Origin of the sequence: Paenibacillus sp. FSL W8-0186 (assembly GCF_037969765.1) — a bacterium.
GTDB classification, from domain to species: Bacteria; Bacillota; Bacilli; order Paenibacillales; family Paenibacillaceae; genus Fontibacillus; species Fontibacillus woosongensis.
Map to the genome: position 1 here is coordinate 2,486,165 of NZ_CP150207.1, position 24,124 is coordinate 2,510,288.

Annotated in this window: 22 protein-coding genes; all 22 read left to right on the plus strand. The window is 49.9% G+C overall.

Annotated elements, in window-relative coordinates; translation table 11 throughout:
- Positions 1-11: 11 nt before the first annotated feature.
- The 22 genes from MKX50_RS11205 to MKX50_RS11310 all read left to right on the plus strand — a co-directional run bounded on the left by MKX50_RS11205 (position 12) and on the right by MKX50_RS11310 (position 24,051).
- A complete protein-coding gene (locus MKX50_RS11205) occupies positions 12-959 on the plus strand; it encodes a bifunctional riboflavin kinase/FAD synthetase (protein ID WP_339159639.1) in 948 nt (315 codons plus the stop codon).
- 195 nt (positions 960-1,154) lie between these two features.
- Positions 1,155-1,424, plus strand: coding sequence for a 30S ribosomal protein S15 (gene rpsO, locus MKX50_RS11210; protein WP_110933072.1), 270 nt, complete (start codon positions 1,155-1,157; stop codon positions 1,422-1,424).
- Positions 1,425-1,666: 242 nt separating this feature from the next.
- Positions 1,667-3,772, plus strand: coding sequence for a polyribonucleotide nucleotidyltransferase (gene pnp, locus MKX50_RS11215; protein ID WP_213588583.1), 2,106 nt, complete (start codon positions 1,667-1,669; stop codon positions 3,770-3,772).
- A gap of 177 nt (positions 3,773-3,949) precedes the next feature.
- A complete protein-coding gene (locus MKX50_RS11220; RefSeq protein ID WP_339159640.1) occupies positions 3,950-4,933 on the plus strand; it encodes a polysaccharide deacetylase family protein in 984 nt (327 codons plus the stop codon).
- Positions 4,934-5,109: 176 nt separating this feature from the next.
- Positions 5,110-6,363 carry a pitrilysin family protein gene (locus MKX50_RS11225; RefSeq protein ID WP_213588581.1) on the plus strand — a complete coding sequence of 418 codons (1,254 nt, stop codon included), beginning with the start codon at positions 5,110-5,112 and terminating at the stop codon, positions 6,361-6,363.
- A complete protein-coding gene (gene dut / locus MKX50_RS11230; RefSeq protein WP_339159641.1) occupies positions 6,347-6,802 on the plus strand; it encodes a dUTP diphosphatase in 456 nt (151 codons plus the stop codon). Before MKX50_RS11225 ends, dut begins: the two co-directional genes overlap by 17 nt.
- A 182-nt stretch (positions 6,803-6,984) precedes the next feature.
- Positions 6,985-7,884 (plus strand): dipicolinate synthase subunit DpsA, encoded by a 900-nt coding sequence (gene dpsA / locus MKX50_RS11235; protein ID WP_213588579.1) that lies wholly within the window; start codon positions 6,985-6,987, stop codon positions 7,882-7,884.
- Positions 7,881-8,471, plus strand: coding sequence for a dipicolinate synthase subunit B (locus MKX50_RS11240; RefSeq protein WP_213588578.1), 591 nt, complete (start codon positions 7,881-7,883; stop codon positions 8,469-8,471). The genes dpsA and MKX50_RS11240 overlap by 4 nt, the downstream gene beginning before the upstream one ends.
- Before the next feature lie 340 nt (positions 8,472-8,811).
- A complete protein-coding gene (gene dapG / locus MKX50_RS11245) occupies positions 8,812-10,035 on the plus strand; it encodes an aspartate kinase (RefSeq protein ID WP_213588577.1) in 1,224 nt (407 codons plus the stop codon).
- Between the two features lie 23 nt (positions 10,036-10,058).
- Positions 10,059-10,934 carry a 4-hydroxy-tetrahydrodipicolinate synthase gene (gene dapA / locus MKX50_RS11250; RefSeq protein WP_283928129.1) on the plus strand — a complete coding sequence of 292 codons (876 nt, stop codon included), beginning with the start codon at positions 10,059-10,061 and terminating at the stop codon, positions 10,932-10,934.
- A gap of 227 nt (positions 10,935-11,161) precedes the next feature.
- On the plus strand, positions 11,162-12,841 hold the full coding sequence (locus tag MKX50_RS11255) for a ribonuclease J (protein WP_213588575.1): 1,680 nt from the start codon (positions 11,162-11,164) through the stop codon (positions 12,839-12,841).
- 210 nt (positions 12,842-13,051) lie between these two features.
- Positions 13,052-13,813: an ATP-dependent Clp protease proteolytic subunit gene (locus tag MKX50_RS11260; RefSeq protein ID WP_213588574.1), complete on the plus strand. Its 762-nt coding sequence runs from the start codon at positions 13,052-13,054 to the stop codon at positions 13,811-13,813.
- Positions 13,810-14,043 carry a YlzJ-like family protein gene (locus MKX50_RS11265; RefSeq protein ID WP_155611021.1) on the plus strand — a complete coding sequence of 78 codons (234 nt, stop codon included), beginning with the start codon at positions 13,810-13,812 and terminating at the stop codon, positions 14,041-14,043. Before MKX50_RS11260 ends, MKX50_RS11265 begins: the two co-directional genes overlap by 4 nt.
- Positions 14,044-14,104: 61 nt before the next feature.
- The gene (locus MKX50_RS11270) at positions 14,105-16,810 is read left to right on the plus strand and encodes a DNA translocase FtsK 4TM domain-containing protein (protein WP_339159643.1); all 2,706 of its coding nucleotides are present in this window, start codon (positions 14,105-14,107) and stop codon (positions 16,808-16,810) included.
- A 172-nt stretch (positions 16,811-16,982) separates the two neighbouring features.
- Positions 16,983-17,816, plus strand: a complete 834-nt coding sequence (sleB, locus tag MKX50_RS11275) for a spore cortex-lytic enzyme (RefSeq protein ID WP_339159644.1) — start codon at positions 16,983-16,985, stop codon at positions 17,814-17,816.
- Positions 17,817-17,946: 130 nt separating this feature from the next.
- Positions 17,947-19,227, plus strand: a complete 1,281-nt coding sequence (locus MKX50_RS11280) for a pitrilysin family protein (RefSeq protein WP_339159645.1) — start codon at positions 17,947-17,949, stop codon at positions 19,225-19,227.
- A gap of 3 nt (positions 19,228-19,230) precedes the next feature.
- Entirely contained in the window at positions 19,231-20,511 is a 1,281-nt protein-coding gene (locus tag MKX50_RS11285) for a pitrilysin family protein (protein ID WP_339159647.1), read from the plus strand.
- 3 nt (positions 20,512-20,514) lie between these two features.
- Entirely contained in the window at positions 20,515-21,282 is a 768-nt protein-coding gene (gene fabG / locus MKX50_RS11290) for a 3-oxoacyl-ACP reductase FabG (protein ID WP_213588569.1), read from the plus strand.
- A gap of 144 nt (positions 21,283-21,426) precedes the next feature.
- Positions 21,427-21,681 carry a DUF3243 domain-containing protein gene (locus MKX50_RS11295; protein WP_155611027.1) on the plus strand — a complete coding sequence of 85 codons (255 nt, stop codon included), beginning with the start codon at positions 21,427-21,429 and terminating at the stop codon, positions 21,679-21,681.
- Between the two features lie 422 nt (positions 21,682-22,103).
- Positions 22,104-23,117 carry a RodZ family helix-turn-helix domain-containing protein gene (locus MKX50_RS11300; protein ID WP_339159649.1) on the plus strand — a complete coding sequence of 338 codons (1,014 nt, stop codon included), beginning with the start codon at positions 22,104-22,106 and terminating at the stop codon, positions 23,115-23,117.
- A gap of 89 nt (positions 23,118-23,206) precedes the next feature.
- Positions 23,207-23,416: a hypothetical protein gene (locus MKX50_RS11305; protein WP_339160088.1), complete on the plus strand. Its 210-nt coding sequence runs from the start codon at positions 23,207-23,209 to the stop codon at positions 23,414-23,416.
- Between the two features lie 143 nt (positions 23,417-23,559).
- Positions 23,560-24,051: a YajQ family cyclic di-GMP-binding protein gene (locus tag MKX50_RS11310; RefSeq protein ID WP_213588567.1), complete on the plus strand. Its 492-nt coding sequence runs from the start codon at positions 23,560-23,562 to the stop codon at positions 24,049-24,051.
- The last annotated feature ends 73 nt before the right edge of the window (positions 24,052-24,124 follow it).

Genomic DNA, 24,124 nt, shown 5'->3' on the forward strand with positions numbered 1-24,124 from the left:
GTGAAATAACAGTGGAAATAATAAATCTGACTTATCCTCTTACCAAAGAGATTATAGACGATAACGCCAGGCCCCAAGTGCTGGCTATTGGCCAGTTTGACGGCTTGCACCTTGGACATGCGAGCGTAATCGAATCAGCGGTGAGGACGGCGGCATCCTTAAACTTACCGGCTGCGGTAATGACTTTTCATCCCCATCCAAAAGAAGTTATGAAAAAAGGCGATTATGACGGTTATTTGACACCCCCCCGGGAAAAGGAACGAATTCTAAAGAGCTTGGGCGTGAACTACGTATATATCGTGGAATTTAATGATGCTTTTTCGCGGGTGAGCCCGCAAAATTTCGTGGCGGGAGTGCTCGTTCCGCTCCAGATCCATACAGCAGTCGTCGGCTTTGATTTCCGCTACGGGTATCGCGGGGAAGGCGACGCCGGGATGCTGCGCGAGCTTAGCGACAACACCCTAGAGGTTCATACGGTTCCTCCGTTTCTCATAGAAGGAGAGAAGGTGAGCAGCTCCGGGATTCGCCGGGCGCTGGCGGAGGGAGAAGTTCAGCTTGCTGCGCGCTGGCTGGGCCGAAGATATTCGATTTATGGGACAGTGATGCACGGCGAGAAGCGCGGGCGGCAAATCGGCTTCCCTACAGCGAATCTCAAGCCAGACGAGCATTTCGTACTCCCCGCCAAAGGCGTTTATGCTGTGCGGGTAAACTATGAAGGACAGCGATTGGAGGGCGTTATGAACGTGGGAGTCAAGCCGACATTCCATAACGATAAGTCAGCGCCTTCCTTGGAAATCCATCTCTTCGATTTTAACGGGGACTTATATGGCAAATCCCTATCCGTAGAATTGGTAGAATTCATTCGCGAGGAGCGAAGGTTCGGCTCGATCGACGAGCTTGTAGCCCAGATCGGTAAAGATGCGGACACAGCTAAAAGCATGCTCCTTGCCGCGGAGTAGAAGGATCAACGAATTTATGGGCGAACGGTGCTTAATAGCATTTACATTTGTCCATCATTTATGGTATACTGATCTACGTTGTTCGTGGTGAAGTTTGGTATTTTTCCACATGACAACTATAACCTTAGCTTGGTTGACCGGACCTCACCGCCCGGCGACGAGGCTAACGGCGATTAGATAAAGGAGGTGAACAGGATGGCATTGACTCAAGAACGCAAACAACAACTGATCGAAGAGCACAAAACTCATGAATCCGATACAGGATCCCCAGAGGTGCAAATTGCTATCCTTACGGAGAACATTGTTAATTTGACCGAACACTTGCGCTCGCACAAGAAGGATCATCATTCCCGTCGCGGTCTATTGAAAATGGTCGGCCAACGTCGTAAGTTGTTGGCATACCTGAAGAACAAAGACGTAAGACGTTACTCCGCTTTGATCGAGAAGCTCGGATTGCGTCGTTAATTTCTCGTGGTTAACTAAAGCAGCCTGGTTGCCGCCGGATGCGCTATTATAGCGAACGGTGGCGGCCGGGTTGCTTTTTAACAGTTGTTAAATTGTATAGACTTTGTTTTTTTACGCATCTATAGCTCCTTCAGGAGCTTTTGTTGTGAAAGGGGACAGACTTCAACTTCTTTTATGATTTGGGCAAAAGGAGGAAATAATGAAGTCTATAACGAATTTCTATCTGAACAAGGAGGGATTTCATGGAGAAACATGTGAAAATGCAGTTGGGAGGAAGACCTCTTATACTGGAAACTGGCCGCTTGGCAAAACAAGCAAACGCAGCCGTTATGGTCCGTTACGGCGATACAGCCGTGTTGTGTACGGTAACAGCATCCTCCGAGCCGAAGGATCTTGATTTCTTTCCGCTCACTGTAAATTATGAGGAGAAGCTCTACGCCGTAGGTAAAATTCCGGGAGGCTTTATCAAACGCGAAGGCCGTCCCAGCGAGAAAGCGATTTTGGCGAGCCGTTTGACTGACCGTCCGATTCGTCCGCTGTTCCCAGAGGGATTCCGCAACGATGTGCAAATCGTAAACCTCGTTATGAGCGTTGACCAAGACTGCGAACCAGAAATTGCGGCGATGATCGGTACTTCGGCAGCGCTGAGCATTTCGGATGTCCCGTTTAATGGACCGATTGGCGGCGTAGCTGTCGGCCGTGTTGACGGACAGTTTATTATTAATCCGGATGTTGCCCAGCAGGAAGCAAGCGATATTTATGTCGTGGTGGCGGGTACGAAGGATGCCATTATGATGGTGGAAGCCGAAGCAAATGAAGTGCCAGAAGAAGTTATGCTTGAGGCGATCATGTTTGGCCATGAGGAAATCAAAAATATCGTGGCGGTTATTGAAGAACTCGTTGCCATTGCCGGCAAAGAGAAGATGGAAGTTAAGCTTCATTCCGTAGATGACGAAGTCAATCGCGAGGTTCGTGAATTTGCGGCAAGTCGTCTAATCGAAGCGGTTAGAATTGCCGAGAAGCATGCTCGTCAGGATGCGATCGACGCCATCAACGAGGAAACCGTAGCTCATTTTGAGGAGAAGTACATAGAGTCTCCAGAGCTTCTTAAAGACGTGATGGAGGTACTTCACGATATCGTTAAGGAAGAAGTGCGCCGTCTGATTACCCATGATAAGATCCGTCCAGATGGCCGGAAACTGGAAGAAATCCGTCCGATCGAGTGCGACATCAGCCTGCTGCCGCGCACGCATGGATCAGGCTTGTTTACGCGTGGCCAAACGCAGGCGCTCAGCGTATGTACGCTTGGTGCACTAGGCGACGTGCAAATTCTTGACGGAATTGATCTGGAAGAATCCAAGCGCTTTATGCATCACTACAACTTCCCTCCGTTTAGCGTGGGCGAAGCTCGTCCGCTGCGTGCGCCGGGACGACGTGAAGTGGGACACGGAGCTCTTGGCGAAAGAGCATTGTCCAAAGTCATCCCGCCAGAATCGGAGTTCCCGTACACCATTCGTCTTGTCTCCGAGGTATTGGAATCGAACGGTTCTACCTCGCAAGCCAGCATTTGCGCAAGTACGCTTGCGATGATGGACGCTGGCGTACCGATTAAGGCGCCTGTAGCGGGTGTCGCGATGGGTCTGATCAAGGATGGCGATCAAGTGTCGATTCTGAGCGATATTCAAGGCATGGAAGATCACTTGGGCGACATGGACTTTAAAGTAGCCGGTACTGCGGAAGGTGTAACTGCGATCCAGATGGATATTAAAATCGATGGCATCGACCGCCAAATTCTTACCGACGCTTTGACCCAGGCGAGAGAAGGCCGTATGCACATCCTTTCCAAAATGATGGAGCGTATCCAGAAGCCGAAGGAAAGCTTGTCTCCATATGCGCCTAAGATTCTTATCATGAACATCAACCCTGACAAAATTCGCGATGTGATCGGCGCAGGCGGCAAAATCATCAACAAGATTATTGAAGAAACCGGCGTGAAAATCGATATCGAACAGGATGGCCGCGTATTCATTGCTTCTGCGAACGAAGAGATGAACAATAAGGCGCGTTCGATCATTGAAGGCATCGTGAAAGAAGTTGTTGTCGGTGAGATTTATGTGGGTACGGTAAAACGGATCGAGAAATTCGGCGCTTTCGTGGAGATTCTACCAGGCAAAGACGGTCTGGTTCATATTTCGCAGCTTTCTACAGAGCGTGTTGCTAAGGTGGAAGATGTTGTCGCTATCGGTGATACGATAACCGTCAAGGTTACGGAAATCGACCAGCAAGGTCGCGTGAATCTTTCCCGCAAAGCAGTGTTAACTGCAGAGGCAGCCAAATCAACAACTTAAGTTAACCCCATATTTCATTACAAAATGTGCGGGAAAAGAGACAGAATACAATATTCTGGCTCTTTTTTAATTTGTCCGTTTCTTTAGGATTTCTCGCCTAGACCACCGGTTTGTTGCATATTACAGTACTTGTCTTCATATGATGAGGACAAAACCGGGGTGAAGGGATGAGCTATCATGTATCGGAATAAACTCATCGCGATATTGCTTGGCTTCGTCGTCGTAATTGTATTTTGGCAGTGGGGAGGAATAAGGGCTTTCGTGGAAGAAAGCTCGGTGAGGCAAAGCGGTGATTTTGCATTCCGACTTATTGCAGAAGCGAGCGACGATGATCTGATGAAGGTTATTCGGGAGGAAGCCGCGAAACGGCGTGAGGAGCCTGTAGATGCGGTCATAGACCGTGTATGGAAGGCGATCCCAGGTTATAACGGAATTGAAGTGGACATTGAGAAGACATATCAAAAAGCCAAAGAGCTCCCGCGGGGGGCCGATATTCCCTACCAGTACCGTGAAGTGAAGCCACACGTCAATTTGGAGGATTTGGCGCCGGAGCCGATTTACCGCGGAAATCCAAACAAACCGATGGTGGCCTTAATGATTAATGTCGCTTGGGGGAACGAGTATATTGTCCCGATGCTGGATACGCTGGACGAAGCCAAAGTCAAAGCTACCTTTTTTCTGGATGGGAGCTGGCTGAAGAAAAACGTGGAAATCGCCCAGGAAATCCAAAAGAGGGGACATCAGCTGGAGAACCATGCCTATTCTCATCCGAACATGAGCCAATTGGATGATTACCGGGCCAGATTGGAAATTTCCAAAACGAAGGATTTGCTCAAAAGCGAGCTGAACGTGGACAATCGCTGGTTTGCACCGCCTTCCGGAGATTTTGATGCGCGTACCGTGCGGCAGGCTGCCGATTATGGATTGAAAACAGTGCTGTGGACGCTAGATACCGTCGATTGGAAAAAACCGCTTCCGTCCAGCATCGTTCAGAAAATATCGGCGAAGGTAGCTCCCGGAACGCTTATATTGATGCATCCGACCGAATCATCCAGCCGGGCGTTAAAGGATATGATCGCTGTAATTCGTGAGAAAGGATTAGTACTTGGAACCGTAGAGGAGACGTTGTCAAGCGATCGCGTATGGAAGCCGGGGAGTTGAGCAAACTTGTTTTTTTTGATAGGATAATGTTGGCTTTATGAAGTATGAGGGAATTAAAGTGTATGCTTACGAAGTAAGTTTTACTTCGTAAAACTAAGCTTATGCTTTCGAAGCGAGTTTTACTGCGTAGAATTTCATTGAAGCATAGCTTCGTAAAACTTTTAGGAGGGCCTTTCGTGCACAAAACACAACTTAAAAACGGCCTGCGGGTAGTTATGGAGAAAATTCCAACCTTCCGTTCAGTATCGTTTGGTATATGGGTGAAAACTGGATCACGGAACGAAAGTCCTGATTTAGGCGGTATTTCTCATTTTATAGAACACATGCTGTTCAAGGGGACCGAGCGGTATGATGCTAAAGAGATCGCCGAGCAGTTTGACGCAATTGGCGGCAACGTAAATGCTTTTACGTCAAAAGAATATACGTGTTATTATGCAAAAGTGCTGGATGAGCATTTGCCGATTGCGGTGGATGTGTTATCCGATATGTTCTTCAGATCGTTGTTCGATGAGGAAGAGCTGCGCAAAGAGAAAAATGTCATTTTGGAAGAAATCGCGATGTATGAAGATACGCCGGATGACATGGTCCATGACCTAATTTCTGAGGCAGCCTATGGAACTCATCCTCTTGCCTTGCCTATTCTGGGGACGGAGAAGCAGCTGCAGGCAATGGACTCCTCCCATTTGAAAGCATATATGAGGGAAAAATATACGGTCGACAACACGGTCATCAGCATTGCCGGGAACTATGACGATAACATTCTTGAGCTGCTGGAGAAGCATTTTGGCGATTTTGGCTCTAGGGGAGCGGAGAGCGCTCTGGCTGCGCCTGATTTTCTCGGGGGAATGAAGTTCCATCGTAAGAAGACAGAGCAAAATCACATTTGCTTATCTTTCCCCGGGCTGCAAATCGGCGATAAAAACCAGTATGCTATGGTGCTGTTGAACAATGCCTTGGGCGGCGGGATGAGCTCAAGGTTGTTCCAGGAAATCCGCGAGAAGCGGGGACTCGCCTATTCCGTATATTCTTACCATAGCTCGCATGCGGATAGCGGTCTTTTTACCGTATATGCGGGGACGGCGCCTAAGCAAACCAAGGACGTTCTGGAGCTGACCAAGGAAATACTGCATGACGTCTCGCGCAAAGGGCTTACCGAGAGCGAACTGAGCAAAGGGAAAGAGCAGTTGAAAGGAAGCTTAATCCTTAGCCTGGAGAGTACGAGCAGCCGGATGAACCGGCTTGGCAAGAACGAGCTGATGCTCGGACGCCATTACACGCTGGATGAAATTATTTCTCGAATCGAAGCAGTAACGATGGAGGATATCGGTGATGTGCTGCAAGGGATGTTTAAACAGCCCTATGCGCTGGCTATGGTCGGTTCCTCTGATCGCGTCTTATCAGGAATAAGGAGAGATGAACTTGTCGTATGAAGTGGAAATTAAACGTTTAGCAGGAAATGAAGATCTTGAGCTGCCGCAGAAGATGTCTTTGCAGGCTTCCGGCTTTGATCTATATGCCGCAATTACCGATGAAGTTGTGCTGAATCCGGGACAGCGCACCTTGATTCCGACTGGTTTTGCCCTAGCCATGCCGGCTGGCCTGGAAGCCCAAATCCGACCGCGCAGCGGACTAGCGTTCAAGCATGGCATTACCTGCCTCAATAGTCCTGGTACAATCGATGCCGACTACCGGGGAGAGGTAAAAGTGCTGTTGATCAACCACGGGGACGAGCCCTTTACCTTCCGGAGGGGAGAGCGCATTGCGCAAATGGTATTCCAAATCGTCCCTGATGTTAACCTCGTCCAGGTTGAGGAATTGTCTGAAACTGTGCGCGGTTCCGGGGGATTCGGCCATACCGGAAAAAATTGAATTTACGCTAAACTAGCGTATTCACAATGCTAGAACATGAAGGCTGCTGGCCTGTACTTATCGGTACAGGATCGGCAGCCTTTTTTGTTTGCGGCAAAAGCCTATGAACCGGGTATCACCACTTAATAGGCGTCGGCATAAGATGTTCTATAATGTGCTAGCTTGGAAGGAGGACGTCCACGATGCTTACCGGACTAACAATTGTATTTATTGGCGGAGATGCTCGGCAGATTCAAATTATTAACAAGTGTACGGAGCTTGACGCTACAGTGAAGGTAGTCGGCTTCGAACAATGGGAGCCTCCTCTATCCGGAGTATCGCATGAGAAGCTGTCTCCCGGTTTGCTAATGCGGGCCGACGTTATCGTGTTTCCAGTGATCGGCTGCAATGACCAAGGCGTTGTCGACTCGCCGTTTGCGAACGACGAGGTTGTGCTGACGAAAGATATGTTTGCGGAAATCCGGGAAGAGACAGTAGTTTATACAGGCATGGCCAAAAGTTTATTGAAACGCATGGCCGCCGAATTCAGTTTCAAGTTAATCGAGCTGCTTGAGCGGGATGATGTGGCGATATTCAACTCGATACCAACGGCTGAAGGAGCCATCATGATGGCGATTCAGCATACCGACATTACGATTCATGGTTCGACCTGTATCGTGCTGGGCATAGGAAGGACTGGGTTTACCTTGGCGCAAACCTTGCAGGGCCTAGGAGCAACCGTGAAGGTAGGGGTTCGCCGGGAAGATCAGGCAGCCAGAGCTATCCAAATGGGATGGAAGCCTTTCGTAGCAACGGATTTGAGGGCTTATACGGGGGAAATCGACTTGATTTTTAACACGATTCCGACTATGATAGTCACAGCACAAATCATCTCGAAATTGCCCCGGAACGTCGTCATTATTGATCTTGCTTCGGCTCCAGGAGGAACTGATTTTCGCTTTGCGGAGAAGCGGGGAATCAAGGCGCTTCTGGCCCCTGGTTTGCCCGGAATCGTCGCTCCTAAGACAGCAGGGATCATAATGGCGAATACGATCTGTCAGTCGATATCGGAAGAGTTCCATTTACGGGGGGATGAAATGTGAATTGGCAGGGTAAAACGGTAGGCTATGCGATAACAGGTTCGCATTGTACGTTTGCTGAAGTAATGCCGCAAATCAAGCGCTTTGTCGACGAGGGAGCCAATGTGGTTCCAATAGTATCTCATACGGTATTAACGACGGATACCCGGTTTGGCAAGTCGGAAGATTGGCGGAGTCAGATGAAGGAGATAACGGGGAATGAAATAATTTCCTCCATTGTCGATGCTGAGCCGCTAGGGCCTACGAAGCTGCTGGACGTTCTAGTTATTGCGCCATGCACCGGAACGACGACGAGCAAGCTTGCTAACGCGGTGACCGACAGTCCGGTATTGATGGCAGCGAAGGCCCAATTGCGTAATGGGCGCCCTGTCGTGTTGGCTGTATCAACGAATGACGGTCTTGGCTTCAACCTGGCTAATATCGCAAAATTAATCGTTGCTAAGAATATTTATTTCGTTCCTTTCGGACAGGATAATCCGACGGGCAAACCAAACTCCCTCGTGGCCAGAATGGAGCTCGTCCCCGAAGCAGCCTATGCCGCGCTGGAAGGTAAGCAATACCAGCCGCTGATTATTGAACGATTCAGATAATGGATTCATATTAATTCACATATAGTACTTTTGGGGAAAGGAAGACGTACCGGATGGCCCAACTAAATTAATTTTGTTGTGGCGGGAGCAGCAGGGGAGAGCTCGTACATGATCCGGCGAGAAGTAGGTATTCACGGACCGCTTGTGCCGTAATCCGGGTAATCAGCGTGGTTTGAACATGTGGATCGTATCCTCAACTTGATTTAAGGGAGTGTAGGAGCGCTGTTTAAACGCGTAAATTGCGCAGCACAAGCGTTACCGAGTTAAATAGCAGAGAGGCAATTTAAGAACGACGGAATGAAGTACTGCTTTACTCCGCCATCATACTGGAGGAATATGCATGCACATTATGGTGCAGAAGTTCGGCGGCACATCCCTCTCCTCTGCAGAAGCGAGGGAGCATGTCATTTCACACATTCGCCGGGAACTGGATAACGGCTACCGGCTTGTTGTTGTAGTATCGGCTATGGGCCGGAAGGGAGATCCCTATGCAACGGATACGCTGCTTGATCTGATCGAGCAGGCGGGGGGATCTCTTTCCTCGCGAGAACAGGATTTACTGCTGTGCTGCGGTGAAATCATATCCGCCAGCTTGCTCAGCAGTCTGCTGCAGCGCGAGGGTATTCTATCCACCGTACTGACGGGAGCTCAGGCAGGATTCAGAACGGACAGCCAATTCGGCAATGCCCGCATTCTTGATGTTGTTCCCACCCGCGTGCTTGAGGAATTGGAGAACCGGAACGTCGTGATCGTGACGGGGTTCCAGGGACAGAACGTGAACGGTGAATTTACGACGTTGGGACGGGGCGGCAGCGACACTTCGGCTACGGCGCTGGGTGCGGCGCTGCATGCGGAAATGGTTGATATTTATACAGATGTCAACGGCATATTGACAGCCGACCCGCGCATTGTCGAGGATGCCAGGGCTCTGACGCATGTCAGTTATGCCGAAATCTGCAATATGGCCCATCAGGGAGCTAAGGTCATTCATCCTCGTGCAGTTGAGATTGCAATGCAGTCCGGCATACCCATTCGAGTCCGCTCCACGTTTTCGCAAAGCGAAGGGACACTGGTTGCCAATCCTGAAGGCATTAGAGATGTACAGACAGGGGTTGTCGACAGATATGTTACCGGAATAGCGTACGTCGGAAATGTAACCCAGATTACGGTGCAATCTTCCGGACAATCTGAGGCGAATTTGCAGCTGCAGGTGTTCAAAGCAATGGCTGCACACGCGATCAGCGTCGATTTTATTAATGTAACCCCTTCGGGGGTCGTTTATACGGTATTTGACAATAATGCAGGGAAAGCGAAAGCGATTTTGGAATCAATGGGCTTCTCTCCCCGCATATTAAGCGGATGCGCTAAGGTGTCCGTCATCGGCGGCGGGATTAACGGGGTGCCGGGAATTATGGCTCAGATCGTTGAAGCACTAACCGAGCAGGGCATTCAAATATTGCAGTCTGCGGACTCAAATACGACGATATGGGTGCTCGTGAACAAAGAGGACATGGTACAGGCACTTAGGGCGCTGCACACCAAGTTCGAGCTTGCCCATCAGTGAATTATTTTAGAGGGGGATACAACATGGATTTCGGAAGATTGATTACGGCCATGGTAACTCCTTTCGATGACCAAGGGGTTATCGACTGGGAGCAGACGGCTAGGCTAATTGACTATTTGATCGATGAGCAGAAATCAGATGCTCTGGTCATTTGCGGTACGACGGGGGAATCACCAACACTAAGCGAAGAAGAGAAACTTTCTCTTTTCGAATTTGCCTTAAAACAAGCCAACGGGCGCTGCAAAATCATTGCCGGCACCGGGAGCAACAATACGGCAGAGTCCATTCAATTGACGGCGAAGGCAGAGAAGTGCGGCGTCGATGGTGTGCTGCTCGTCGCGCCATATTACAATAAGCCCAATCAAGAAGGCTTGTATCGCCATTTCGAAGCGATTGCCCGTTCGACGGAGCTTCCGGTCATGCTGTACAATGTACCAAGCCGTACGGTGATCGGCCTCACGGCTGAAACAACACTGCGCCTGGCCCAACTTCCAAATGTGGTTGCGACTAAAGAATGCGCATCTTTAGAGCAGGTGACCCAAATCGTTGCCGGTGCTCCTGAAGGCTTCAAAGTATATTCCGGGGACGATTCCGCGACCTTGCCGGCCATGTCTGTCGGCGCCTATGGCATCGTCAGCGTAGCCAGCCATATTATTGGCCATCAGATGAAGGAAATGATCGGAGCATTCTTGGATGGCCGAGTGGTCGAATCCGCCAAATTGCATCAGCGGCTGCTTCCGGTATTCAAAGGGCTGTTCGAATGTCCGCATCCGGTTCCAAACCCGGTTGCCGTTAAATATGCGCTAAACCAAACTGGTTTTGCCGTAGGCTCTGTACGTTTGCCGCTTGTACCGCCTACGGAAGCAGAGGCTGCGTTTATCCGCAATCTGCTCCCTTAAAGGAATAAGTTAAAAATGTGCTCTTCTTCCAGAAACCGATGCCCGCTTTGAGGCATCGGTTTTTTTGGTATTGCATAAGGTAACGTTAACTAGCTGTAAAGTGTTTGACTTGTTTTTTGCCATTTTAATCATGTATAATGATTTCAAGTGACTGGGTGCGGTGATTTAAAAAAATTTAATGTTATCAAAATATACAACGTCCAAATAACTAGGAGGGTTAGATTCACTTGTCCAAAAAAATGAATAATGATAAATTGACGATCTTTGCATTGGGCGGCGTAGCGGAAATCGGAAAGAACATGTACGTCGTTCAGTATGCCAATGACATCGTTGTAATTGATGCTGGCCTTAAATTTCCAGAAGAGGACATGCTTGGCATTGACATCGTCATTCCCGATATCACTTACTTGACGGAGAACCGTGACAAAGTAAGAGGCATCGTGCTTACGCACGGGCATGAAGACCATATCGGCGGCTTGCCTTATGTACTCAAAAACTTGAATGTTCCCGTATACGGAACCAAATTAACGTTAGGTCTGGTCGAGAACAAGCTGAAGGAAGCCGGCTTGCTGGGCGATACGAAGCGCGTGCTCATTCATGCCGACTCGGAAGTGCAGCTGGGGTCGACGCTTAAAGCGACATTCTTCAGAACAAATCACAGTATTCCTGATTCGGTTGGGGTGTGCATTGAAACGCCGGAAGGCAACGTAGTTCACACAGGTGACTTCAAATTTGATCATACTCCAGTCAATGATCAATTTGCTGATTTGCACCGCATGGGGGAAATCGGCAAGAAAGGGGTACTAGCGCTTTTATCGGATAGTACGAATGCGGAGAAACCTGGTTTCACACCGTCGGAGAAAAATGTCGGCATCGTCCTGGATGATATCTTCCGCAAGGCTCAGCAGCGTGTCGTTGTTGCTACATTTGCTTCCAACGTGCACCGGATTCAACAGGTAATCGATGCGGCTTATTCGACGGACCGCAAGCTGACGATTATCGGACGCAGCATGGTTAACGTCGTGACGATTGCTTCGGAGCTCGGATATCTGAACGTCCCTGACGGCATTCTGATCGAGCCGGAAGAAGTAAACAAAATGGCTGCGGACCGCGTCGTCATTTTATGTACAGGCAGCCAAGGCGAGCCGATGTCGGCGTTAACACGCATGGCCCGTTCCACACATCGCAAGGTCGATATTTTGCCTGGGGATACGGTGATCATCGCAGCGACTCCTGTACCTGGTAACGAAAAATACGTGGGACGGACGATCGATGAACTGTTCCGGTTAGGCGCCGAGGTGATTTACAGCGGCTCGAATTCCGGTGTTCACGTATCCGGCCATGGCAGCCAGGAAGAATTGAAATTAATGCTGAATTTGATGCGACCTAAATTTTTCATCCCCGTCCACGGGGAATACCGCATGCTGCGGAAGCATGCGCTGCTCGGAGAATCCGTCGGCGTTGACCCGGATAATATTTTTCTGCTCGATATTGGCGAGATGGTGGAAATCCAGAACGGCGTTGCTCGTAAGGCCGGTAAAGTTCCAGCAGGCAACGTTCTGATTGATGGCCTTGGAGTTGGCGACGTAGGTAATATCGTGCTTCGCGATCGTAAGCTCCTGTCTCAGGACGGCATTCTGGTCGTCGTCGTTACGCTGAGCAAGCAGGATGGAACAATCGTATCCGGTCCGGATATTATTTCCAGAGGTTTCGTATACGTAAGGGAGTCCGAGGGCCTGCTTGAAGAGGCGAACCGGATCGTCTCCAGCACGTTGGAGAAATTAATGAGCGAGAACGTTAACGAATGGGCTTCGCTCAAGACCAATGTCAAGGATGCACTGGGACGCTTCCTCTATGAGCAAACCCGACGCAGACCGATGATATTGCCGATCATTATGGAAGTGTAATGAACAACTGTAAAAATAAGAAAAATTCATATATCTGACCTTTCGGGTCGGGCACACAGTCGCCCCTTCTCCTGCCGGCAATATTGGACGGTTTCTTGTAGGAGAGGGGGCTTTCTTTTTTGTTGCCGGCCTTGCATGAAGGCTGCTGGCCTAGGCATACTAACGACACGATGGATAATTACTGGCCAGCGCCGAAAGGAAGTGTCGAGGATGAATGAGCAACATCACAAGCCAAGCTATACGGCGAACGACGCAGCGGAGCCTGCACCTGAAGTTCCAGGAGGGGAAAAGACGGCAGCCGCGGTCACCGAAACGATCCAGCAGCTAGGTCAGACCGCAGTGCCTGCGCCCGGGGAATCCAACGTGTATTGCTTGACGATCATAGGACAAATCGAAGGGCATCTTGTGCTGCCTCCGCAGAATAAAACGACCAAATATGAGCATTTGATTCCTCAATTGGTAGCAGCCGAGCAGAACCCTCGCATTGAAGGGATTTTAATTATTCTGAATACAGTAGGCGGTGATGTGGAAGCCGGATTGGCGATTGCGGAAATGATATCTTCGCTGTCCAAGCCGACCGTCACGGTGGTGATTGGCGGCGGACACAGCATCGGTGTGCCGATTGCCGTTGCTTCCGATTATTCGTTTATCGCCGAGAGTGCGACGATGACGATTCACCCCATCCGCATGACAGGGCTTGTGATCGGTGTGCCGCAAACGTTCGAGTATATCGAGAAAATGCAAGAGCGCGTCGTGCGATTTGTGACGGCCCACTCGCAAATCTCCGAGAATACGTTCAAGGAGCTCATGTTCAAGACCGGAGAGCTGAACCGTGATATCGGCACGGCTGTTGGAGGGAACGATGCGGTGAAGAACGGGCTGATTGATGGAATCGGGGGAATCGGCCAAGGACTAGCCAAGCTGAATGAACTGATCGAATCGCGGCGTGCGGGAGGAGGACTTACGCAATGACTCATTATACGATTTTGCCGCAAGACGTTTATTGGAACTGGGACGACCAGGAAACGAAAGACAGCTATACGGAAATTGAACTCGGCGGCGTATTGATGCAGGTCAGGATGGAGCAGGACAATCGGGCAACGATTATCCGGCTGCTGCGCTGCTCTCTGGACGATTATCTAAATCCGGCCTATGCGCCTGGGCAGCAGGTTACGTTTATCCCAATTTTGCGCAAATCATAAAGAGTCTATAGGTTGCCCCCAGTGATTATGGTATAATATTCATCTAGGGGGTGATCTTCGTTTGGCGCGAAAAAAGAAGAAAAAAAAGGCAGCACTGGGCAGTATGCTCAAGTATGAAATATATGGGATCATCCTGATTACGCTATCGATTATCGCCTTGTCCGGGGAGGCCGCAGTTGGCCGGACATTATCGAAGATGTCCGCACTTGTCCTGGGCAAGTTCTATTTCGTAATTCCATTGATCGGGATTTTCATTGGGCTCAGCGTGATGATAAGCCGCAAATGGCCGTCCCGCTGGAATACCCGCCGCACTGGAGCGCTGCTTGCCGTGCTGTCGCTGGTTTTGATGAGCACGATTTTTTCCATGGAGAAGAAGCTTGCTCCATCGGTGTCATTATCGGCGGGAAATATTATGTCGCAAATTCATCATGATCTTCAAACCGCCTTGTTCGGTCCAACGCTTGAGGATACCGGGTTCAGCCTGCTCGGTCTCGATATCAGCGGAGGCTATGTCGGCGGGCTTGAATTTGCCCTGCTCTATTCTCTGTTCGGCATTGCAGGAGCGAAGCTGATCATGATCGTGATGATGGCGATCAGTTTCATGCTGATTACTGGTCTGTCTTATGTCGATTTATTCCGGTTGATGCGTAAAAATGTAAGCGGAGTGGGGGCCGATTTCGGCCGGAAGCTCAGAATGCTGCGTCCTGTTCCCGTTAAAAGAGAGAAGCGGCCAGCTGAATCTCCGGATCGGGAAACCCGGTATGAGGATGAAACGGAGGAAGAGGAGGAGCTTCCTGCGTCCCCTAAGCAACAGAACAAGCCGGTATTTTTTCAGCTGTTTAACTTTAAGCCCCGTCCGAAGCAGACAGGCAGCTCTGGGGATTTCAGCGAGGAGTTGGAGGGGCAATTCGCGGAGGACGAGCCGTTACATACTTCCGGAGTGAATTGGAATGAACTCGATTATGCAGGCAGCAATGCTTCCGTTCCTGAAGGAGCGAGATTCGATCCTTACACCGGTGAACCGATTCTGCAGCGGAACGACCAGGCAGATGTCGGTCCCATTATTCGCGATTTCTTCGACAATATACAGCATGAAGGACGCTCCGGCGAAAGTGAATCTGAAGCGGAGGAGCAGCAGTCTGGCGAATCGGAAGTCTGGCCGGATGCCTTAGCTTCCATAGAGGATTACAGCCCGCCGGAGCTGAACACAGCTGAGGCGGACGCCGTGGAAATGAATGCAATCTCCCATTCTGATGAGGAAAGTGCTGATACTTCTGGAGAGGGTAATCAAGAAGAAGGGGACAAGCCCGAAGAACCGGCACCTTCGCCGAAGCCGGCTCCCAAGCCGTATAAATTGCCGCCGTTCCGTCTGCTGTCCAAGCCGGCAGGCAGCGGCAAGTCCGGTGATCAGGCGGATTACAAGCAAACCGCTCGCAAACTGGAGGCGACACTGGAGAGCTTCGGGGTAAGGGCGCGCGTGCTGGAGGTTGTTCGCGGACCTGCCGTTACCCGGTATGAAATCCAACCGGACATCGGGGTCAAGGTGAGCCGGATCGTCAATTTGACGGACGATATCGCCTTGGCGCTTGCAGCGAAAGATATCCGCATGGAGGCCCCGATTCCCGGCAAATCGGCGATCGGCATCGAGGTGCCGAACAACGAGGTATCTCTCGTTACGATGCGGGAAGTGATGGAAACCCCGGTTTTCCAAGATGCTGAATCAAAATTGTCCATCGCCTTTGGGCGGGATATCTCGGGACAGACGATTGTAGGGAACCTGGCTAAAATGCCACACTTGCTCGTTGCCGGGGCAACAGGTTCTGGGAAATCGGTATGTATTAACGGTATCATTACCAGTATTCTATATAAAGCAAAGCCGGATGAAGTAAAGTTCATGATGGTCGATCCGAAAATGGTTGAGCTAAATGTCTACAACGGGATTCCTCATTTGCTAGCCCCGGTCGTCACCGATCCGAAGCGGGCGTCACTGGCCCTGAAGAAGATCGTAGTGGAAATGGAGAAACGCTATGAGTTGTTCTCCAAATCGGGCGCCCGCAATGTAGAAGGCTACAATCTGATGATGAAGGACAATCCGGAGGCCATTCTCCCGTACATTGTCGTGATCGTCGATGAGCTTGCCGATTTGATGATGGTCGCGGCGAACGATGTAGAGGATGCAATCGCCCGCCTGGCGCAAATGGCCCGGGCTGCGGGCATCCATCTTATTATCGCCACGCAGCGTCCGTCGGTGGATGTAATCACCGGCGTAATCAAAGCCAATATTCCATCCCGAATCGCGTTTGGCGTATCCTCCCAGGTAGATTCCCGAACCATTCTGGATATGGCAGGGGCGGAGAAACTGCTCGGCAGAGGCGATATGCTGTTTATGCCGATGGGAGCCTCGAAACCGATCCGCGTGCAGGGCGCCTTCATGAGTGATCAGGAGGTCGAAGCGATTGTAGGTTACGTCCGCGATCAAGGGCAGGCTGAATATGACGAGAGCCTCGTCCCCGAGGTGGATGAAGAAATGCAGGAAATGGAAGAGGTCGTGGACGAATTGTTCGATCAGGCCGTACAGATCATCCTCGAAGCGAAGCAGGCCTCGGTTTCACTGCTGCAAAGGCGGATGCGCATCGGCTATACCCGTGCGGCGAGATTGATTGATTCGATGGAAGCGCGCGGCATCGTTGGTCCGTATGAAGGAAGCAAACCTAGGGAAGTACTGATCTCTTTGGAGCAGTTCAAGCTCGGGAAAGTATCTTCGTAATAGCTCATACAGCTGATATATGGCGGCAGACCCTTGAGGGACAAGGGTCTGCTGTTTTAATTTTGCTCTGCGAGAAAGGATTCTTTTTTGGAGTGCATAGGAAAGGGCGGCAGTAGTCATAATAAGGTCATCCATCTATGTTAATCCACAAAAGAAAGGTAGAGCTAAACGTATGAAAAAATCGAGAATATGGTTTGCTACCGGTTTAGTGCTGCTTTTGTGCGGGGCATTGTTCGGAGCTTATCGGCTTTGGCATAGTACGCCCGCTATGGCGGAAAGAAGCGAGGAGCCGAAATCTTCCCTTCCCGTATTCAGCGAACAGGTGATCCAGTATGGCGCCTTTGGAACAGATGTCTATGAGCTTCAAGGCCGGCTGGGTTTTCTAGGATTTTATCATGGCAAGCTCGATAGTTATTTTGGTCCTAAGACACTGGAATCCCTCAAATGGTTCCAGTCGGAGTTTGGCATGCCGGTTGACGGTCTGGCCGGACCGAAAACGAAGCTGAAGCTTTACAATGCCACGAAAGAATGGAAGCCGGGCATGGAGTATGCGACTGGCGAGACCGAAGCAAATAAAGGGGTAGAGAGTGCGCCCGAGCAGGCTGAAGGCAATACGTCGGCAGATTTATCTTCCGGTAACGCAATGGGACTGTCGGCCAATGACCTGAAAATCATGGCTAATGCGGTATACGGCGAAGCCCGCGGGGAACCTTTTGAGGGACAAGTCGCCGTGGCAGCAGTAATTCTGAACCGCGTGAAGTCGCCGAGCTTCCCCAATACGGTATCGGGCGTCATTTTCGAGCCGCTCGCCTTTACCGCGGTCGCTGATGGCCAAATCTGGCTTGAACCGAACGAGAGTGCAAAAAAAGCGGTACAGCAGGCACTGAATGGCTGGGATCCGACCGGCGGCTGCCTATATTACTTCAACCCGGAGACAGCAACCTCGAAATGGATCTGGACCCGTCCTCAGGTTAAAACGATCGGTAAGCATATTTTCTGTATGTAAATAACATTTTGGCAGGAAGCAGCCGTTCATGGGATCGGGTTGCTTCTTTACTTTGCCATAGTATAGAATGGAACTAAAATTATTGAGGTAAAATGTGACAAAGACAGTCTCTTGTAAAGGAGTTTTCATTTTGAATAAAACTGTATTTGAGCGGGGTAAAGCCGGCAACATTAGAATTCACGTTCTGTCGACGACCAGATTCAAAACATTTGCGGTATCGCTCTATGCGGGAATTCCGCTGCATGAGGATACAGTAACGACTACAGCGTTGACTCCGTTTGTGCTGCGGCGGGGCACGGCATCGTACCCGGAAACTATTCAATTTCGCGAGCAGCTTGAGCATTTGTACGGCGCCGGATTTGGCTTCGATGTATACAAGCGGGGGAATTATCAAATCGTTCAGTTCCGCATGGATACCATTAATGATGAATTTGTATCCAGCGATGACTCCTTGCTGCGCAAAACCTTCTCTTTCCTTGGGGAGGCTGTAACGAAACCTATTACGGAGAACGGCGCATTCCGGGAATCCTATGTGAGCTCGGAGCGGGAGACGGTTCGCAAGAAGCTGGAGGCGATCATTAACGATAAAATACGTTATGCCGCTGAGCGCTGTATGGAGGAAATGTTCCAGAACGATCCTTATCGCCTGCATCCGCTCGGTCAGCGTAAAGACTTGGACCAAATCACAGCAAAGTCGCTGTATGCGGCATTTCAGCAATGGCTGCAGCAAGCGAACCTTGATCTATACGTTGTTGGCGATACGACCCTTGCCGAGGTGCAGGAGCTTGTAGAACTGCATTTCAACTGGGGACGTTCGGCCATTCCGGAATACGTTCCCGCACAGAGCCATTGGACCGGTGACGATGTTCGCGTCGTGGAAGAAGTGCTTGACGTGAATCAAGGCAAGCTCAATATGGGTCTGAGCATCCCGGTTACTTATGGCGACGATCGCTATGCGGCAGCTTTGGTGTATAACGGAATTTTAGGCAGCTATCCGCATTCCAAGCTGTTCATTAATGTCCGCGAGAAGGAAAGCTTGGCTTATTACGCGGCATCAAGATTCGATGGGCATAAAGGCATCGTCTCGATTCAATCTGGTATCGAAATCGCGAATTACAATAAAGCGTTAGAAATTATTAAAGCACAGCTGGCAAGCCTGCGCGAAGGGCAGATCAGCGAGCTTGAAATGTCGCAGACGAAGGCGATGATTCGCAATAGCCTGCTGGAAATGCAGGATTCCGCATTTGATTTGATTGCATATGATTTTAACCGGGTGTTGTCCAGCCGGGAGCGGCCGGCGGAGGAGCTCCTCCGGCAGATCGAAGCGATTACGCCCGAGGATGTCGTTAGCGTAGCGAATTCGGTCAAGCTCGACACGATTTACTTTTTGACAGGGAAGAAGGGGGTGTAGTGGATGGAAGTCATCACGCATGAACGACTAAAAGAGACGGTGTACCGGGAGACGATGGACAATGGTTTGCAGGTGTATGTGCTTCCGAAGCCGGGATTCCAGAAAACGTATGCCACCTTCTCTACCAAGTATGGCTCGATTGATAATCATTTCCGCGTGGAAGGAGAAGCCGAGACGAAGGTGCCCGACGGAATCGCCCATTTCCTGGAGCATAAGATGTTCGAGGAGCCAGAAGGCGATATTTTTGCCAAATTCGCTTCTTTAGGCGCCTCTGCGAACGCCTTTACCAGCTTTGAGCAGACCGTATATTTGTTCTCTGCGACCGAGAACGTCATGGAGAATATTGAGACGCTCGTCAATTTTGTGCAAAATCCTTATTTCACGGACCAGAACGTGGAGAAGGAGAAGGGCATCATCGGCCAGGAAATCGGCATGTACCAGGACAATCCGGATTGGCGCGTATATTTTGGTTTGATCGAGGCTATGTACGCCGTACATCCCGTGCATATCGATATTGCCGGGACGGTGGAGTCCATCGGCACGATTACCAAAGAGACGCTTTATAAGTGCTATGACGCTTTTTACCATCCAAGCAATATGCTTCTGTTCGTAGTGGGCGGTGTCGATCCGGAGGAAGTGTTCTCGCTGGTACGGAGCAACCAGGCTAAGAAGAGCTATTCGCCGCAAGGAGAAATTCAACGGTTGTTCGATCCGGAACCGAACGAAGTTCACGAGAAGCGCAAGGTGATCAAACTTCCGGTTTCACTACCGAAATGCCTTTTTGGGTTTAAAGAGACGAATATTGGAATTAAGGGCGAAGCTCTGCTTCGCCGGGATCTTGCGCTTAAGCTGGCCTTGGATCTGCTAATCGGTTCCAGCACGAAGCTGTACCAGAAGCTGTATGACATGGATCTGATTTCGGATAGCTTTGGCCACGAATTCAACAGCAACCCGAATTATGCTTTCTCCGCGATTGGCGGAGACACAAAGGACCCGGACCGTCTGCTGGAGATCTTTACGGAGGAAGCGAAGTCGATACTCGCCTCGGGGTTCCAGAGCGACGATTTTGAGCGCGCACGCAAGAAAAAAATCGGCGGTTATTTGCGGATGCTGAACTCCCCCGAAAATATCGCCCACGAGTTTACACGTTACCGCTTCCGGGGCGGAGATCTGTTCTCCGTATTGCCGATATATGAATCTTTGACCTTGGAAGAGGTGAATAACCGGCTGCGCGAGCATATGGACTGGAACCAACTGGCCGTATCGCTTGTCGTTAGTCCATAAGACATGAACAGCTATCATGGGACAGATAAAAGCATTGGGGAAATGACGGTGCTGATTACGGGGGCGAGCCGTGGCATTGGTGCCCAGATCGCCCTTCGTTTTGCCGCGGTCGGAATGAATATTGTCATTCATTATAGGAAATCACATGAAGCCGCTAATGAAGTGGCCAGAAAGTGCCTGGAAGTCGGTGCAAATGTATGTACCGTTTATGCGGATCTTGGAAGCCGGGAAGAGATTTACCGGATGAAGGAGAAGCTGGAGAGCCGGGGCCTTAAGCCGGATATTCTGGTGAACAATGCGGGGATTTCCCACTACGCTCTGCTGTCGGATGTATCGGAAGAGCAGTGGGATGAAGTGATGAACATCAATTTGAAAAGCGTGTTTCTGTGCAGTCAGGCATTTATGCCCTACATGATTAACCAACGGTTTGGCCGCATTATCAACGTTTCCTCTGTCTGGGGAATTTCCGGGGGAGCTTGCGAAGCCGTATATTCGGCGGCTAAGGGAGGCGTAAACGCCTTTACGAAGGCTCTTGCTAAAGAGCTGGCACCTTCCGGCGTTACGGTCAATGCAGTAGCTCCAGGAGCCGTTAAAACGGACATGATGGAACGGTTCGGTGCAGAGGAGATCCGTATGCTGGAAGAGGAGATTCCTGCAGGAAGACTGGCTTCGCCCGAGGAAATCGCTTCGCTGGTGTATTTCCTTGCGCTGCCTGAATCCGGCTATATTACGGGACAGATCATTAGCCCCAATGGCGGCTGGCTGACCTGATGCCGGGCTTCAAGCTAAATTCTACTGTTAAGGCAAGGAATGGCGCAGCTGTTTCGCCTGATTCCACGTATAAATAAGCCGAATAAATCGCATATTACGACTGTTGATTTTAAATCTCACGTTCAACCGAAGGAGGATTTAAACATGTCAACAGTACTCAAAAATTTCGATACCTGGAAACAATTTTTGGGTGAACGCGTCAAACATGCGGAAAGATCGGGCCTCAGCGAGGAAACGATCTCTCACCTTGCCTACGAGATCGGCAGCTTCCTGGATGAAAAGGTCGATCCGCAAAACGCTTCTAACCGGGCCCTGAAAGAGCTGTGGGATGTCGGAAATGAAGAAGAGCGTAAGACCATTGCCCGGCTGATGGTGAAATTGGCTAAGGAAAACGCATAGTTTGCGAAAGGCAAAGCTCCCTGTTATGGGGAGCTTTTCTACCATTTTATACAGGTGCTTGCCTTTCGAAAATATTTTATATATCATAAAACACGTATTGTTCTTGTTCGCTTTCATTCTGCAAACTTTTCACTTCTCTGTCAATGAATGCAGGAATAATGGCCTATATTGTCGAATTAGTGTTGTATGAAGGGATTTTGACAATGAAGTACATATATTTGTAGGTCTTTTTGAGTACGACGATTAAAGATGGCGTTACTGGTCGTCTTTTTTTGGTGAAATAGTACACATGAATAATGACCGGCCGTGAAGCGTAACAATTGTACCGGGAAATACGTTATTTAATTCGGAAGGCTACTTTCATTTCAAATTGTATTTTTAAATTTAAAATATAATTCTATTTCAATTATTTGCAGGAGGTGATGGACGTGTCGAATTTGGGCCAGCAATTGAAGGAAGCCCGCCTTGCCAGAGGCTTGTCACTGGATGATGTGCAGGATATGACAAAAATTCGCAAAAGATACTTAGAAGCCATCGAAGCGGGAGATTATAAGGTGTTGCCAGGGAGTTTTTATGTGCGGGCCTTTATAAAGACATACGCTGAAACGGTTGGAGTAAATGCGGATGAACTGCTGAACGAGCATCGTCAGGACGTGCCTGCTCCTCAGGTGGAGCAGACGATGGAGCCCGTGCTGCAGAAGCGCCGCAGCAGACAAACGTCCGAGCGCAATTCGAAATGGATGTCTACGGCGCTGATGTGGTCTTTTGCTATTCTGATTTTGATCGTCATTTATATGTATTTTGCAGTCTGGGGCAAGAATCCGGCTGCGGACAGGAACAATGAGACCGATCCGACGAAATTGACCCAATCGGAGAATCCCTCGAAGCAAGGCGACAAAGGCCAGAACGGAGCTTCTAACGGGGATTCGCAGGGAGCTAATGATGCTAACCAGCCGGACGGCAGTAATGCCCATGCCGGTACGGACGGAAACCAGACGGATACTAGCACGCCAGACGGTGCGGAGAACGGTAGCGGTTTGAATAGCGGCGCGGGTACAGAATCGAGTGGGGACGTTGTGGTTCAGCCGGACGGCAAAAGCGGAAGCACGACGAATTTCAAAGTCATTAATCCTGGCGGGCAGCCGGTGCAGGTCGTGATCAATGCAACCGGCAAGAGCTGGGTCGAGGTGTACAAAGGCGGCAGAGATGGCGAGAAGCTGTATTTTGACAATACGTCGGATGGGGATGTGCTCACTTATGAGTTAGGTCCTGAGGGGATGTATATCAAATCGGGAGCTTCTTCGTACACGAAAATAACCGTTGCAGGCCAGGTCGTGGAGGACGGCAAAAATACTTCCAAGATCCAGCTCAACATGGACACAACCGGTGACGGAGCGGGGGCCGGCCTAGACAGCACAGATACAGACACGGAATAACCGCGCCATGCATCGGGCAGAATAGTCTTCTATGCCTGCTGTTACCAGCAGGCATTTGCAAGCTATTTTCATGTGAGGTGTGCATTGGCCTGGCTGGCTGGATCGCGCCGGGTTTAGGCATTATCGTTTCGCTTTTTGGCTATTATCTGATGCCGAGCGCATGGAGGTACGGTTTATTTGGCTTTGGAACCGCCCATATGCTGCTCGGCATTTTGGATATGTTCAGGGATCCTCATCGCCGGGTGAAATCGAGTGAATCAAAAGGACAAATATATCCCCAATCGTTCTTCGGGCTTTAATGTTCGAGGAGCGTTTTGGTGCGAAAACATATATTATGATGTTGGTTGGCGGCAGCTGGTGCTGCTATTCGCAAGGTTGGACTTTGCCCATGGGATTACATATAATTAATAAATATAAGCAAATTAGGAAAGGACGGAGAGTTATGGCTTCTGAAAGTTCATTTGATATCGTCTCCAAAATGGACATGCAGGAACTTACGAATGCGATCGATCAGACGGAGCGGGAAATTGCAAACCGTTTCGACTTCAAAGGGAGCAAAAGCGAGCTTAAAGTCGAGAAGGATGAACTGGTGATCGTGTCAGACGACGAGTACAAGCTTGGAGCTGTCATCGATATTTTGCAGTCAAAAATGATCAAGAGAGGATTGCCGATCAAAAACCTGGACTACGGCAAGGTGGAGCCGGCTTCGCTTGGAACCGTTCGTCAGCGCATAAAGCTGAAGCAGGGTATCGATTCGGAGAACGCGAAGAAAATCAATGTTATGATCCGCGACTCCAAACTGAAGGTGAAGAGCCAAATTCAAGGCGACCAAATCCGTGTTACCGGCAAAAGCAAAGATGATTTGCAGCAGGTCATGCAAATGCTTCGCAAGGGCGATCTTTCGGTGGATTTGCAATTTACCAACTTCAAATAGTAACGAAAAAGTGGTCTTTTGCTGCGCGGGCTCGCGCGGTGAGAGACCTTTACACGTTTTTGACATGGTATGT

Coding starts and splice junctions, on each gene's coding strand:
- MKX50_RS11295 (WP_155611027.1), top strand. CDS start 21,427: ATGTCAACAGTACTCAAAAATTTCGATACCTGGAAACAATTTTTGGGT.
- MKX50_RS11310 (WP_213588567.1), top strand. CDS start 23,560: ATGGCTTCTGAAAGTTCATTTGATATCGTCTCCAAAATGGACATGCAG.
- dpsA (WP_213588579.1), top strand. CDS start 6,985: ATGCTTACCGGACTAACAATTGTATTTATTGGCGGAGATGCTCGGCAG.
- dapA (WP_283928129.1), top strand. CDS start 10,059: ATGGATTTCGGAAGATTGATTACGGCCATGGTAACTCCTTTCGATGAC.
- sleB (WP_339159644.1), top strand. CDS start 16,983: ATGAAAAAATCGAGAATATGGTTTGCTACCGGTTTAGTGCTGCTTTTG.
- MKX50_RS11220 (WP_339159640.1), top strand. CDS start 3,950: ATGTATCGGAATAAACTCATCGCGATATTGCTTGGCTTCGTCGTCGTA.
- MKX50_RS11265 (WP_155611021.1), top strand. CDS start 13,810: ATGACTCATTATACGATTTTGCCGCAAGACGTTTATTGGAACTGGGAC.
- MKX50_RS11285 (WP_339159647.1), top strand. CDS start 19,231: ATGGAAGTCATCACGCATGAACGACTAAAAGAGACGGTGTACCGGGAG.
- MKX50_RS11260 (WP_213588574.1), top strand. CDS start 13,052: ATGAATGAGCAACATCACAAGCCAAGCTATACGGCGAACGACGCAGCG.
- MKX50_RS11300 (WP_339159649.1), top strand. CDS start 22,104: ATGGACGTGTCGAATTTGGGCCAGCAATTGAAGGAAGCCCGCCTTGCC.
- dut (WP_339159641.1), top strand. CDS start 6,347: ATGAACTTGTCGTATGAAGTGGAAATTAAACGTTTAGCAGGAAATGAA.
- pnp (WP_213588583.1), top strand. CDS start 1,667: ATGGAGAAACATGTGAAAATGCAGTTGGGAGGAAGACCTCTTATACTG.
- fabG (WP_213588569.1), top strand. CDS start 20,515: ATGAACAGCTATCATGGGACAGATAAAAGCATTGGGGAAATGACGGTG.
- dapG (WP_213588577.1), top strand. CDS start 8,812: ATGCACATTATGGTGCAGAAGTTCGGCGGCACATCCCTCTCCTCTGCA.
- rpsO (WP_110933072.1), top strand. CDS start 1,155: ATGGCATTGACTCAAGAACGCAAACAACAACTGATCGAAGAGCACAAA.